This is a genomic window from Microbacterium sp. AC145, assembly GCF_979258505.1.
Genome location: NZ_OZ409859.1, coordinates 3,081,475 through 3,094,628, shown reverse-complemented (window position 1 = coordinate 3,094,628; position 13,154 = coordinate 3,081,475). Strand labels below are relative to the sequence as shown.

The window sequence follows — 13,154 nt, the reverse complement described above, 5'->3', positions numbered from 1 at the left end:
CTTTCGAATGTGCTGTGCTGCGAAGAGGCGTGGACGTACGGTCGATGCTCTATCGCGGTGGATCCGAAATCCGCCGTCCGCGCCGCCACAGCACCACGTCGAAACGGCCGGGAGGATCACCCGGGCGTAACCGAAGCAGGCTCGCCACCCGAAGGCGAGCCGCAGGGGAAACGTGTCCGAAATCGCTCTAGAAGCGCGCAATCTGTACAAGGTGTTCGGGAAGAATCCGAGCAGTGCCGTCCGTCGACTGAAGGCCGGTGAGAGCAGATCCGCGGTCAGCGACGCCGGAACCGCCGCCGTCATCGACGCCAGTTTCACCGTCAATCGTGGTGAGATCTTCGTGATCATGGGGCTCTCCGGCTCCGGCAAGTCGACCATCATCCGCATGCTCAACGGGCTGCACGACGCGACCGACGGATCCGTCATCGTGAACGGCGACCCGATCACCGGCATCCCGGCCGGACGCCTGCGCGAGATCCGCCGCGATCGCATCTCGATGGTGTTCCAGCACTTCGCACTGCTGCCGCACCGCACGGTCGCCGCGAACGTCGCCTACCCGCTCGAGCTGAAGGGCGTCGGCAAGGACGAGCGCCTGAAGAAGGCCGCCGAGATCCTCGCCCTCGTGGGTCTCGACGGACAGGCCGACAAGCTGCCGTCCGAACTGTCCGGCGGTATGCAGCAGCGCGTGGGCATCGCCCGTGCGCTCGCCGCCGACTCCGACATCCTGCTCATGGACGAGGCGTTCAGCGCGCTCGACCCGCTGATCCGTCGCGAGATGCAGGAGCAGCTGCTCGACCTGCAGGAGAAGCTGCAGAAGACCATCGTCTTCATCACCCACGACCTCAATGAGGCCATGTTCCTCGGCGACCGCATCGCCGTCATGCGCGACGGCCGCATCGTGCAGATCGGCACGCCCGAAGACATCCTGACCGACCCTGCCAACGACTACGTCGAGCAGTTCGTGCAGGACGTCGACCGTGCCCGCGTGCTCACCGCCGCGAACGTCATGGAGCGCCCGCGTCCCGTCGTCGCCGAGACGGCCGGCCCGCGCACGGCGCTGCGCCAGATGCGCGACGCGTTCATGTCGGCCACCTACGTCACGGGTCGCGACCGCAAGCTGCTCGGCATCGTCACCGACCGGGATGCCGTGAAGCTGGTGCGCCAGGGCATCTCGACGCTCGAGTCGATCATCAAGCCGGTGCCGCAGAGCGTCAGCGAAGACGAGGTTCTGATGAACCTCTTCATCCCGTCGGTCGAGTCTCCGCTGCCGCTGGCCGTGGTCGACGCCGACGGACGCCTGACCGGAGTGATCCCGCGCATCACCCTGCTCGCAGCCCTGGGCCCCGGCCCCGGCGCGACCGGCGAGCTCACCCTGCCGCTTCTTCCGATGCCGCAGGCCGAGATCGATGCCGTGCTCGATGACGGATGGACGGCCGACTCCCCGGTCGTTGAGCGAGGAGCGCAGCCCCGAGACGAAACGCACACGACCGAGGAGGTGCGCTGATGGATGGTTTCCGCATTCCCGTCGGAACCTGGATCGAAGCGGTCGTCGACTGGGTCAAGGTCAACCTCGACGGCCTGCTCGACGTCATCTCGTTCGTGATGAGCTTCCTCGTCGAGGGGCTCACGAGTATCCTGCTGGCACCGAGCTTCGCCGTCATCATCGTGATCGCCGCATTGATCGCCTGGGCGGTGCGCTCGTGGCAGCTCGCGATCGGCACGGTCGTGTCGTTCGGACTGATCGTCGGGATGGACCTCTGGGTGCCGGCGATGCAGACGCTCGCCCTGGTGCTCGTCGCCGCCGTGATCGCCGTGCTGATCGCGGTGCCGCTCGGCATCTGGTCGGCGCGCAACTCCACGGTGCGCGCGGTGCTGAAGCCGGTGCTCGACTTCATGCAGACGATGCCCGCGTTCGTCTACCTGATCCCCGCCATCGTGTTCTTCGGCATCGGCGTGGTTCCCGGACTCGTCGCCACGGTGATCTTCGCGCTGCCTCCGGGTGTGCGACTCACCGAGCTCGGCATCCGCGGTGTCGATTCCGAGACCGTCGAAGCCGGTCACGCGTTCGGAGCGAAGCCGGGGCAGATCCTGCGCGGCATCCAGCTGCCGCTCGCCACGCCAACCATCATGGCCGGCGTCAACCAGGTCATCATGCTCGCGCTGTCGATGGCGGTCATCGCCGGGATGGCGGGCGCTGACGGCCTCGGAAAGATGGTCGTCGAGGCCATCTCGACCATCAACATCCCCAAGGGCGTGGAAGCCGGGCTGGGCGTCGTGCTCATCGCCGTCTTCCTCGACAGGGTCACCGCAGCTCTCGGCACCCCGGGCGAGAACCACTCGTCGCTCATCGGGATGCTCGAGCGACGTCGCAACCGCGCTCGCGACGAGGGGTCAGGCTCGGCCTCCTCGGGCGACACGGATGCGGCGGACGAGGCGAACCGCCTCACGGCATCACCGCATCGCGCTCCAGTCGGCGGCGTCGGCTGACGCGATCACACACAGTACGAAACATCCCGTATACGGAACCAGGAGAGATACACATGAAGAAGAAGTTCCTCGCAATCACAGCATTCGGCATCACCGCATCCCTCGCCCTCGCGGGCTGCAGCGGAGACGGTGCCGGCGGCACGGGCGGCGGTGACGGCGGCTCGGAGGATAAGGGCACCATCACGCTCGGCTTCCTGCCCTCGTGGACCGACGGACTCAGCACCGCGTACCTGCTGCAGGACCAGCTCGAGAAGATCGGCTACACGGTCGAGATGAAGACGCTGACCGAGGCGGGCCCGCTGTACACCGGCCTCGCGCAGGGTGACGTCGACATGTACCCGTCGGCCTGGCCCGAGCTGACGCACGCCGAGTACATGGAGACCTACGGCGACGACATCGAAGACCTCGGCGCGTACTACGAGAACGCCAAGCTCACGATCGCGGTGCCCGAGTACTCCGAGCTCAACTCCATCGAGGACCTCAAGGGCAAGGGCGCGGACTACGACGGCAAGATCATCGGCATCGAGCCGGGTGCCGGTCTGACCGCTCAGACCGAGAAGATGATCCCCGCCTACGGCCTCGAGGGCGAATACGAGCTCGTGACCTCGTCGACCGCGGCGATGCTCACCGAGCTCAAGACCGCGACCGACGCGCAGGAAGACCTCGTCGTCACGCTGTGGCGTCCCTTCTGGGCCAACGAGTCGTTCGGCATGAAGGACCTCGAAGACCCCGAGGGCGCCATGGGCGAGGCCGAGGGACTGCACTTCCTCGGACACAAGGGCTTCGCCGAGGAGTTCCCCGAGGCTGCCGAGCTGATCGAGCAGATCAAGCTCGACGACGCCCAGTACGGCTCGCTCGAAGACATGGTCGTGAACGAGTACGGCGAGGGCAACGAAGCGGATGCCGTCGACGCATGGCTCGAGGAGCACGGCGACGACTTCGACTGGGTCGTCAGCTGACCTGACCTGAGCCCCATCGGTCGTCGAGCGAAGACGACGGAGTCGACTGAGACGGAACGCGGTACCGATCGTGCATCGGTGCCGCGTTTCGTCTCGCTCGGCTGTGCCGGGCTCGCTCAACGACCGCCGGAGGGGTGCTCCCGCTGCCGCGATTGGATACCGATCTATCGCTGCGGTCTGCCGATGCGGCGTCACGAAGGGTCCTCGCCTCGGTCTTGTGAGTGGGGGTCGAACCATCTGCTCCCGACCTACACACTTCGCCGGGGCTGAATGCTGCGCCCGCAGGTCCGCCATCGGATCACGGATGCTCCCGCGACTGTGTCCCGCGATTCGAGGACCAGATGACTGCAGCAGCACCGCGACGACGTCGCGTCCGAACACTCCTCGGGGTCGCGCTGATCGGCGTGGTCCTGCTGTCGGGCGGCCTCCCGACGACGCAGCAGCCGGCACAGGCGATCGAGGACGCGGTGAGCACCACCGCCACCGCGACGTCCGCGACCATGAACTATCGGGGCGGGGTCACCGCGACTCTCGCCGTCGCGCCCGCGACCACGAAGGCGGGAATCCCCGGTGTGCGGCTTCTGACGACCACCCCGCACTCGGCGTACGGCGCAACCTCGGGCATGTTCGCGCCCGGACTCGACCCGGCGACCACCCCGACGGTCGGCCTCGAGGCATTCGCCGGCATGTGCGACGGCCTCGACTTCACCGGATACTGCGTGAACAAGAACGGCACCCTCACGGTGACCTTCAGCCGTGCGGTCACCGACCCGATCCTCGACATCTCGGGACTCGGCGGTTACGCGCAGTGCGCGGAGGAGCGGAACACCACCGACACCTTCTGCAACATCATCACCGGCAACGGATTCACGATGAAGACGAACGCGGACGGGGACCGGACGGCTGGTGGGTGGATCGCCATGCAGCTCGAGATCGTCACCCCCGGCGTGACCTTCTCCCCGATCGCCGGCGGGCAGAACATCAGCACGACCGCCACCACTCTCACCGCTGCGTCGAAGACGAGCAGTTCGCGATGCAACGTGATGCTTCCCGATGCGGCTGAGCTCGACGGTCGCACGATGACGAGCACCTCGCTCGCAGCATGCGGATCTGTGGCCCTCAAGGGCACCTTCCAGACAGTCACTCTGAGTCTCGGTACGCACATCCAGCGGGCGCCCGCGGCCGACGGATGGGCGAACGGGTACAACACCGCCGACCTCGGAACCAGCCTCGGCGATCTGATCCGCATGTCCATCCGTCTGCATGAGGACATGGGCGATGCGCCCAGCAGCTACGACGCGGCCCAGGCCGCCGTGCACGTGCAGGGTCCTCTGCACCTCGGCGCGGGGATCACGTCGGATGCCGATGCAACGGCGAAGCCCACGCTCTCGCCGCACTCGAGCGCCACCGCATCCCTCGACGCGGACGATGCGATCGGCAACGGGGTGCGCGCGCCGAGCGCGCTCAGGTCGACGCCGTACTCGCTCTCCGTACCGCTCACGGGCACGACGCTGCCCGGAACGGTCGCCGGGTGGATCGACTTCAACAGGAACGGGATCTTCGATGCCGCCGAGCGGGTGCAGGCGGCGTTCGCCGCGGGCGCGACCTCGGCGACTCTGACCTGGACCGTGCCCGGCGCAGCGGTGGTGGGCGACACGTACATGCGACTGCGCACGGCCTTCACGGCATCCGAGGTCGCGGATCCCCGGGGCATCGCCCAGTCCGGCGAAGTCGAGGACTACATCCTGACCGTCGCTGCGGCGACGCCGGCGATCGAGGTCGTCAAGCTCGTGAACGGCGACGATGCGAACACGGCGCCCGGTGTGCTCGTGGATGCCGGATCGCCGTTGACGTTCGAGTTCCGAGTAACCAACACCGGCAACGTGCCACTGACGGGGGTGCAGCTCGCGGACAACGTGATCGGTGCGGCAGCGATCGTCGCCGTCGGCGTCTGGGACGGCATCCTCGATCCGGGCGAGCAGGTCGTCTTCACTGCGACCTACCCGGCTCCGGCGACCGGTGCGACGCTGCACACGAACACCGCGACCGCATCGGGACAGCCGTCATCCGGCGGTGCGCGGGTCACCGACACCGATCCGGCCAACGCGACCACTCGCGACATCCTGGTGTCGATCGTCGTCGAGAAGCTCGGCGAAGACACGAACGGCGACTGGGTGCGGATGGACGGATCCGGATTCCGGCTTCTCACCGATGTGGCGGGGAGCCCCGGCGTTCCGGTGGCCCCCGGCCTGATCGCCGGCACCGAGCTCGGCACGTTCACCGCCGACGGTGTGCGCCCCGGCACCTACTGGCTCGAGGAGACGAAGGCGCCGGAGGGGTTCACCCTGCTCGCCGCGCCCGTGAAGATCGTGGTGTCCGCGACCGGTGAGGTCACGATCGCGACCGACCAGTCGAGCCCGCAGGTCAGCGTGGCAGCGAACATGATCTCGGTGCGCGATGTGCCCGCCTTCGTGCTTCCTGCCACCGGAGGATCCGGGTCGCAGGGGTTCACTCTCGCTGGTGGCATGCTGATCGGGCTCGCGCTTGCGGGGGCGGCCCTCATCGAGGCGCGTCGCGCGCGGCGGAGTCGGTGTTCCGAAGAACACGCAGCGGTGAAGGTCAGTTGACCCCCGTGGTTTGATTCTGCTCCGGGAGCGCAGAGTCGCGTGGCGCAACCCCCTCCGCGGACGACCCGGCCCGGGCGTAGCCTGTCGCGGTGGACGGGTTCGCGGCGGTCGACTTCGGGTTCGCCCGCGACGTCCTGCAGCGGGGCGTCGCGGCGCTGTACCTCGTCGCGTTCATCTCGACGCTGAATCAGTTCCGCCCACTCCTCGGAGAGCGCGGGCTCCTTCCTGCCCCGGTAGTGCTCGACTGGATCGCCGAGAAGAAGGAACGACGGCGGATGCTGCATCCGACGCTGTTCCTCCGCATCCGGTATTCGGACAGGCGACTCGCGGTGTTGTGCGGAGCGGGCATCGCCCTCTCGGCCGCGCTCGTTCTCGGCATTCCGCAGTGGGGGCCGCCGTGGGTGCCGATGCTGTGCTTCCTGGCGTTGTGGCTCGGCTACATGTCGGTCGTCAGCATCGGGCAGACGTTCTACTCGTTCGGGTGGGAGATGCTGCTGCTCGAAGCCGGGTTCCTCGCCGCATTCCTCGGCTCGAACGACCAACCGCCGCCGACCGTCGTGATCGTGCTGTTCTGGTGGCTGCTGTTCCGGGTGGAGTTCGGCGCCGGGATGATCAAGATCCGTGGCGGACCGGAGTGGCGCGACCTCACGGCCCTGACCTATCACCACGAGACGCAGCCGATGCCAGGGCCGCTCAGTCGTCAGGCGCATCTGCTGCCTCGGTGGGTGCACCGGGGCGAGGTCATCGGCAATCATTTCGCGCAGCTCGTGGTGCCGTTCTTCGTGTTCGCGCCGATCCTGTCGGTGTGGATGCCGGGAACGATCCCGCAGATCGTCGGAGCGATGGCTGCGGTGATCATGATCGCGACGCAGGTGTGGCTCATCGCCACGGGCAACTTCGCCTGGCTGAACTGGGTCACGATCGTGATCGCGTTCTCGGCGATCGGGGTGCCAGAGATCGGGAGTGCGACAGCCTCCGCGGCGCCCTGGCCCGGCATCCCGCTGTACTGGTTCGTGATCACTGCAGCGGTGGGGATGCTCTATCTCGTGGTGAGCTGGCCGGCGCTGCGCAACCTCTTCGCGGGGCGCCAGGCGATGAACGCGAGCTTCAACCGCTGGCAGCTCGCCAACGCGTACGGTGCCTTCGGCACCGTGACGAAGGAGCGGGTCGAGATCGTGGTCGAAGGGTCGGTGGATGACGACGGTCTGCTCTGGCAGGAGTACGAGTTCAAGGGCAAGCCCGGCGATGTGCGTCGCATCCCTCGCCAGTTCGCGCCGTACCACCTGCGTCTCGACTGGCTGATGTGGTTCCTGCCGCTCGGGCGCTCGCTCGACGACTGGTTCACGATGTTCCTGCTGCGACTTCTCGAGGCGGATGCACCGACGCTCGCCCTGCTGCGGGTCGACCCGTTCGACGGAGAGCCGCCGCGGTGGGTGCGCGCGGTGTCGTACCGCTACCGCTTCGCGACCCGTGCCGAGCGGCGAGAAGACGGCGTGATCTGGGTGCGCACGCGCCAGCGCATCGTGCTCGGTCCGCTCGGGCTGCGGTGAGCGTGTGGTCTCGCCGCTATCCCCAGCCCGGCCGCGGCTATGTTGGGTTCTGTTAGATTCGCGAACTTTCCGTCGGAGGTACGATGCCCGCCGCAGCGCGTCATGATGCGATCCTGCGCGAGCTCGAGATGCGCGGCTCCCTGTCGAGCACTGCTCTCGCCGCACGCCTCGGCGTGACGACCATGACTCTGTGGCGCGACCTCGTCACCCTCGAGGAGCGCGGGCTGCTCGTCAAGGTGCATGGCGGGGCGATCTCTCCCGCAGTGGCGCAGCAGCAGTCCCGGGATGCCGAACAGGGTGCTGTCCGACCGCGGCCCGTGGCGACGATCGGCATGATCGTCCCGACCACGCAGTACTACTTTCCCGAGGTGATCCGCGGGGCGAGCCAGGCGGCGCACGAATCCAACTGCCGACTCGTCGTCGGCGCCTCGAACTACTCCGAGCAGGAGGAGCTGCGTCAGGCGGAACGACTCATCGCGAGTGGGGTGGATGCTCTGATGATCACCCCGCAGGACACTCTCGCGCAGGAATCCGCATTGCAGCGGCTGCTGTCCGAGGTGGCCCTTCCCGTGGTGATGGTCGAGAGGTCGGTCGACGACCCGCTCGCCGGCAGGCTCGAGTGGGTCCGCACCGACCATGCGCATGGCGCCGAGGTCGCAGTGCGCCATCTCGCCGAGCAGGGGCATCTCGGCATCGCGCTCGCGGCGCGCCCCGCAGCGACGGTGGCAGGACTCGACGCCGGGTTCCGACGCGCGATGGGCGCTCTCGATCCGGGCGCAGCGCGGGCACTGCGGCGAGATCTCTCGCACCCGCAGCTCGGCGACAACGCGAACATCGTCGAACTGCGCGCCCTCCTCGACGACTGCCTCGCGCAGGGGATCACGGCCGCGATCCTGCTCGGGGATGCCGACGCAATGGCCTTCCTCGATCTGGTGCTCGAGCGGGGATTGCGGGTGCCGGAGGACTTCGCCGTCGTGGCATACGACGACGAGGTCGCCGCCTTCGCGACGGTTCCGCTCACCGCCGTCGCACCCCCGAAGCACGAGCTCGGTCATGCGGCGTTGCGTCTGTGTGTCGACCGTCTCAAGCAGGCGCCGAGGGCGGCTCACACTCCCGTGCGCATGGCGTTGCTTCCGGCGCTGGTGACGCGCGAGTCGACCGTTCGCGCCCACTAATTGTTAGGTTTTGTTGTAAATCGGTCTCTTCGGTTGGTGAATCGTGCCGCGTGACGAATGATCGAACACGCACGGTCAACGATTCAAAGGAGAACCCGCGATGTCCCTGCGTCGAACTTCCCTCTCCGTGGTGGCTCTCGCCGCCACCTCCGCCCTCGTCGCAGGATGCGCCGCCGGTGGTCCTGCCGCCGAACCGGTGCAGACCGATACGCCGAAGGGCGAGGTCACCTTCTGGTCGTTCCTCAGCGGCATGTCCGATGTCGCCGCCGCGTTCAACGCGAGTCAGGACGACATCACGGTGAACTTCGAGGAGATCCCGAACGGTGCGAACGGCGGCTACACCAAGCTCTCCGCGGCCATCGAGTCGGGCAGCGGCCCGGATGTGGTCGGCATCGAGTACGACCGGCTCCCCGGATTCGTGGCGGCCGAGCAGCTCGCACCCGTCGACGACCTGGTCTCGGGCGACGTGCTGGACGAGTACGACGAGCAGGTGCGCAGCCTCGTCTCGTTCGGCGACGCGGCCTATGCCCTTCCGTACGACGCGCCGCCGATGGTCATTCTGGTATCGGCAGGACGTGCTCGAGGCGGCGGGCGTCGAGGTGCCCACGACGTGGGATGAGTTCGAAGAGGCCGCACGGGCCGTCAAGGCCGTCAACCCCGACGCCTACCTCACGAGCTTCTTCACGAACGAGCCGCAGCTCGCGCCGATGTCGTGGCAGGCGGGAGCCGAGTGGTTCAGCGTCGAAGACGACAGTTGGAAGGTCGCGGTCGACGACGAGGAGTCGCAGGAGGTCGCCGACTACTGGCAGCGCCTGATCGACGAGGGTCTGGTCAAGAAGCAGCTCGGGTTCAGCGACGAGTGGACTGCCGATCTGAACAGCGGAGTCGTCAACGCCTGGGTCGGCGGATCGTGGAGCGCCTCTGCGCTCAAGACCCGCACCGAGGCGTCGGGGCAGGAGGGCAAGTGGATCGCCGCGGCCCCGCCGTCGTGGGACGGCGAGCCCAGCGGTGCGCTGAGCGGCGGAACGAGCTTCGCCATCCCCGAGAACTCCGACAACGCCGCCGCCGCTGCCGTCTTCCTCGAATGGCTCGTCACATCTCCCGAGGCGATCGAGGCTCGAGGCGCCGTGGGAACCGCCTATCTGGCCTACCCGGGACTCAACGACGTCGCGGCATCCGTCGCCCCCACCGACTACTACGCGAACGACATCTACGACGTGTTCGATGAGGCGTCCGCGAACCTGGGCGCATGGGCGTGGGGACCGAAGTACGACCTCACGGCCACCGCCCTCAAGGACTCCGTCACGGCGTCCCCCACGCTGAGCGATGCGCTGACATCGACCCAGAAGACCACGGTCAGCGGGCTCGAGAAGCTCGGACTCGACATCAAGGAATAGCCGATGCATCGTCGGGCGGATGCGCGGATGCCTCCGCCCGGCGGTTCGGATCGAAGGACACAGACCATGACGACCCAGGCACCTGCAGCGCCGAGACGCACGCGACGCACCAGAGCGAAGACGATTCCGGGAACGGGCGGACGCACGGCATCCGTCTTCCTCATCCCCTTCTTCGTGCTGTTCGCCCTGACGATGATCGCCCCCGTGATCTACGCGATCGGAATGAGCCTCTTCGCCGAGCGGCGCAGCGGACTCGGGTTCGGCGGGGCGACGGTCGAGTTCGTCGGACTCGGCAACTACGTCGAGGTGCTGAGTGACAGCACCTTCACCGACGGCTTCGGGCGGCTGGCCATCTACTGCCTGCTCTACGTGCCGACGCTGCTCGTGGTCGCTCTCGTGCTCGCCCTGCTGCTCGACTCCGCGGTCGCCCTCGCCAAGCGGACCTTCCAGCTGCTGCTGTTCCTGCCGCACGCGGTGCCGGGCGTGATCGCCGCGCTGATCTGGGCATACCTCTACACTCCCGGCGTCAGCCCGATCGTCAAGGCGCTGGAATCCGGTGGCATCGGGATCGACTTCCTCTCGGTGCAGCTCGTGCTCCCCTCGATGGTCAACATCGCGGTGTGGGAGTGGGCGGGGTACAACGTCATCATCCTGTTCACCGCTCTTCAGGCCGTGCCGCGCGAGATCCTCGAAGCAGCGAAGGTCGACGGTGCGGGAGAGATCCGCACCGCGCTGTCGATCAAGACGCCCCTCGTCTGGCCGGCCCTCGGCGTCGCACTGCTCTTCACCGTGATCGGCTCGCTGCAGCTGTTCACCGAGCCGAAGATCCTGTCTTCCGCGACGACCGCCGTGACCAGCACCTGGGTGCCGAACATGTGGGCCTATGACGCGGCGTTCAACCGCAACAACCTGCCTCAGGCGGCCGCCGCCTCGATCATCCTCGCCCTGCTCGCCGGCCTGCTGTCGTGGGTCGTCACCCGATTCACCTCGAAGGAGCCGACGCGATGACCGCCGTGATCGATCGCCCGACGTCCCAGACGTCCGCCCCCGTGAAGCCGGTGCGCTCGCGCTCACCACGATCCTCCCGCCGCACGGCCGCGAAGGTCGGCGTCAACGGACTGCTGGTGCTCGGCTCCGCCTATATGGTGCTGCCGCTGCTCTGGCTGGTGTTCGCGGCGACGAAGGATGCGGGAGAGCTCTACTCGGGCAACGCCTTCGCCTTCGGCACCGACCTCATCGCCAACCTGCAGCGGCTGCTCGCGCAGGACGACGGGATCTTCCTCCGGTGGCTGGCGAACAGCATCCTCTATGCGGGGATCGGAGCCGTCGTCGGCGGGTTCGTGTCGCTGATGGCCGGGTACGCGTTCGACAAGTTCGAGTTCCGCGGCAAGCGGGGGCTGTACGCCTCGGTGCTCGTGGGAGTTCTGATCCCGAACACCGCCACCGTCATCCCGCTGTACCTGCTCGCGGCGTCGCTCGGACTCACCAACACGATCTGGGCGGTGCTCATCCCGACGCTGTGCAACCCCTTCAGCGTCTACCTCGCACGCGTCTTCTCGTCGGGCTACCTGCCCGCCGAGACCCTCGAAGCGGCCCGAGTCGACGGTGCCGGTCCCATCCGCAGCTTCCTGCAGGTCGGGCTGCCGATGCTGGTTCCCGGATTCGTCACGATCGCGCTCTTCCAGTTCGTGGCGATCTGGAACAACTTCATGCTCCCCCTGATCATGCTGCAGAACCGCGACCTGTTCCCCTCCAGCGTCGGCATCGCGCTCTGGCAGAGCCAGGTGCAGCAGAACCCCGAGTTCTCGACGCTCGTGATCGCCGGGTCGTTCGTCTCGGTGATCCCTCTGATCATCGCGTTCGTGATGCTGCAGCGGTTCTGGCGATCCGGCCTCTCGGCGGGGAGCGTCAAATGAGCGGGCGGCGTCCGGTGATCGCGTTCGCGATGACCGATTCCGTGCGAGGTCGCGTGTTTCCCGAGCGGGTGATGCGCGAGTACGCCGACGTCGCCGAGGTGGCCGGCATCCTCACCGAGTACGACTCCGCCCATGCCCGCGCCGTGCTCGCGCGGGTCGAAGTCCTCGTGACCGGCTGGGGAGCGCCGCGCATCGACACGGCGGTGCTCGATGCCGCACCCCGCCTCGAGGCGGTGCTGCACGCGGCGGGCACCGTGAAGCCCTACCTCGACCCCGAGGTGCTCGAGCGCGGTGTGCGGGTCAGTTCGGCCGCCGCAGCCAATGGCGTGCCCGTGGCCGAGTACGCCGTCGCGATGATCGTGCTCGCGGGCAAGCAGGTGCTTCCACTCGCGCGCCGCTACCGCCGGGTGCAGGACGAGTTCGACATCGAGGCCGCGTTCCCCGGGCTGGGCAACTACGGTCAGCGCGTCGGCATCATCGGTGCGTCGAAGATCGGCCGGATCGTCATCGACATGCTTCGGGCCTACTCGTTCGAGGTCGTGGTCTACGACCCGTATCTGTCCGATGCCGATGCGGCGGCGATGGGTGTCGCCTCGATCGCTCTCGACGAACTGCTGCGCACCAGCCGCGTCGTCTCGGTGCATGCGCCGTCGCTGCCCTCGACGATCGATCTGGTGGATGCCGCGGGTATCGCCTCGATGCCGCACGGCGCGACCCTCGTGAACACCGCGCGCGGAGAGATCGTCGATCAGGACGCCCTGACGAGACGGGTGCTCGCCGGGGAGCTGTTCGCGATCCTCGATGTCACCGTGCCGTGGATCCTCGAACCGGATCATCCGCTCTACACGTCTGAGCATGCACTGCTCACCCCGCACATCGCCGGGTCGTACGGAGTCGAGCTCGAGCGGCTGTCGGCAGTGATGCTCGACGAGCTGCGCAGGATCGCGCGAGGCGAGCCTCTCGCACACGAGGTCGAGCCCGAACTGCTCGCCATCACCGCCTGACCTGACGTCCTCCCCACCATTCGACGACGAAGCACGGAG

The 13,154-nt window shown here is 67.5% G+C and carries 11 protein-coding genes; all 11 read left to right on the top strand.

Translation table 11 applies throughout. The features are described 5' to 3' along the window. The first annotated feature begins 172 nt into the window (after nt 1-172). The 11 genes from ACZZZN_RS14825 to ACZZZN_RS14775 all read left to right on the top strand — a co-directional run bounded on the left by ACZZZN_RS14825 (nt 173) and on the right by ACZZZN_RS14775 (nt 13,115). Complete coding sequence (locus tag ACZZZN_RS14825) at nt 173-1,504, top strand: quaternary amine ABC transporter ATP-binding protein (protein ID WP_463505908.1); 1,332 nt, start codon at nt 173-175, stop codon at nt 1,502-1,504. After that, nucleotides 1,504-2,487 (top strand): ABC transporter permease, encoded by a 984-nt coding sequence (locus ACZZZN_RS14820; protein ID WP_463505907.1) that lies wholly within the window; start codon nt 1,504-1,506, stop codon nt 2,485-2,487. The genes ACZZZN_RS14825 and ACZZZN_RS14820 overlap by 1 nt, the downstream gene beginning before the upstream one ends. A 53-nt stretch (nt 2,488-2,540) precedes the next feature. Beyond that, on the top strand, nt 2,541-3,446 hold the full coding sequence (locus ACZZZN_RS14815) for a glycine betaine ABC transporter substrate-binding protein (protein WP_463505906.1): 906 nt from the start codon (nt 2,541-2,543) through the stop codon (nt 3,444-3,446). A gap of 341 nt (nt 3,447-3,787) precedes the next feature. Continuing rightward, nucleotides 3,788-6,073, top strand: a complete 2,286-nt coding sequence (locus ACZZZN_RS14810) for a GEVED domain-containing protein (protein ID WP_463505905.1) — start codon at nt 3,788-3,790, stop codon at nt 6,071-6,073. Nucleotides 6,074-6,162: 89 nt separating this feature from the next. Continuing rightward, a complete protein-coding gene (locus ACZZZN_RS14805) occupies nt 6,163-7,623 on the top strand; it encodes a lipase maturation factor family protein (protein WP_463505904.1) in 1,461 nt (486 codons plus the stop codon). A gap of 83 nt (nt 7,624-7,706) precedes the next feature. Beyond that, nucleotides 7,707-8,798, top strand: coding sequence for a LacI family DNA-binding transcriptional regulator (locus ACZZZN_RS14800; protein WP_463505903.1), 1,092 nt, complete (start codon nt 7,707-7,709; stop codon nt 8,796-8,798). Between the two features lie 100 nt (nt 8,799-8,898). Further along, the gene (locus ACZZZN_RS14795; RefSeq protein WP_463505902.1) at nt 8,899-9,417 is read left to right on the top strand and encodes an ABC transporter substrate-binding protein; all 519 of its coding nucleotides are present in this window, start codon (nt 8,899-8,901) and stop codon (nt 9,415-9,417) included. Further along, nucleotides 9,374-10,195 carry an extracellular solute-binding protein gene (locus ACZZZN_RS14790; protein ID WP_463505901.1) on the top strand — a complete coding sequence of 274 codons (822 nt, stop codon included), beginning with the start codon at nt 9,374-9,376 and terminating at the stop codon, nt 10,193-10,195. The genes ACZZZN_RS14795 and ACZZZN_RS14790 overlap by 44 nt, the downstream gene beginning before the upstream one ends. A 66-nt stretch (nt 10,196-10,261) precedes the next feature. Beyond that, nucleotides 10,262-11,203 carry a carbohydrate ABC transporter permease gene (locus tag ACZZZN_RS14785; protein ID WP_463505900.1) on the top strand — a complete coding sequence of 314 codons (942 nt, stop codon included), beginning with the start codon at nt 10,262-10,264 and terminating at the stop codon, nt 11,201-11,203. After that, nucleotides 11,200-12,111 carry a carbohydrate ABC transporter permease gene (locus ACZZZN_RS14780; protein ID WP_463505899.1) on the top strand — a complete coding sequence of 304 codons (912 nt, stop codon included), beginning with the start codon at nt 11,200-11,202 and terminating at the stop codon, nt 12,109-12,111. Before ACZZZN_RS14785 ends, ACZZZN_RS14780 begins: the two co-directional genes overlap by 4 nt. Continuing rightward, nucleotides 12,108-13,115 carry a hydroxyacid dehydrogenase gene (locus ACZZZN_RS14775; RefSeq protein ID WP_463505898.1) on the top strand — a complete coding sequence of 336 codons (1,008 nt, stop codon included), beginning with the start codon at nt 12,108-12,110 and terminating at the stop codon, nt 13,113-13,115. The genes ACZZZN_RS14780 and ACZZZN_RS14775 overlap by 4 nt, the downstream gene beginning before the upstream one ends. Nucleotides 13,116-13,154 lie beyond the last annotated feature (39 nt).

What these genes read in the sequence shown, in the direction of transcription:
- ACZZZN_RS14820 (WP_463505907.1), top strand. Translation starts at nt 1,504, where the DNA reads ATGGATGGTTTCCGCATTCCCGTCGGAACCTGGATCGAAGCGGTCGTC.
- ACZZZN_RS14815 (WP_463505906.1), top strand. Translation starts at nt 2,541, where the DNA reads ATGAAGAAGAAGTTCCTCGCAATCACAGCATTCGGCATCACCGCATCC.
- ACZZZN_RS14810 (WP_463505905.1), top strand. Translation starts at nt 3,788, where the DNA reads ATGACTGCAGCAGCACCGCGACGACGTCGCGTCCGAACACTCCTCGGG.
- ACZZZN_RS14800 (WP_463505903.1), top strand. Translation starts at nt 7,707, where the DNA reads ATGCCCGCCGCAGCGCGTCATGATGCGATCCTGCGCGAGCTCGAGATG.
- ACZZZN_RS14795 (WP_463505902.1), top strand. Translation starts at nt 8,899, where the DNA reads ATGTCCCTGCGTCGAACTTCCCTCTCCGTGGTGGCTCTCGCCGCCACC.
- ACZZZN_RS14785 (WP_463505900.1), top strand. Translation starts at nt 10,262, where the DNA reads ATGACGACCCAGGCACCTGCAGCGCCGAGACGCACGCGACGCACCAGA.
- ACZZZN_RS14780 (WP_463505899.1), top strand. Translation starts at nt 11,200, where the DNA reads ATGACCGCCGTGATCGATCGCCCGACGTCCCAGACGTCCGCCCCCGTG.
- ACZZZN_RS14775 (WP_463505898.1), top strand. Translation starts at nt 12,108, where the DNA reads ATGAGCGGGCGGCGTCCGGTGATCGCGTTCGCGATGACCGATTCCGTG.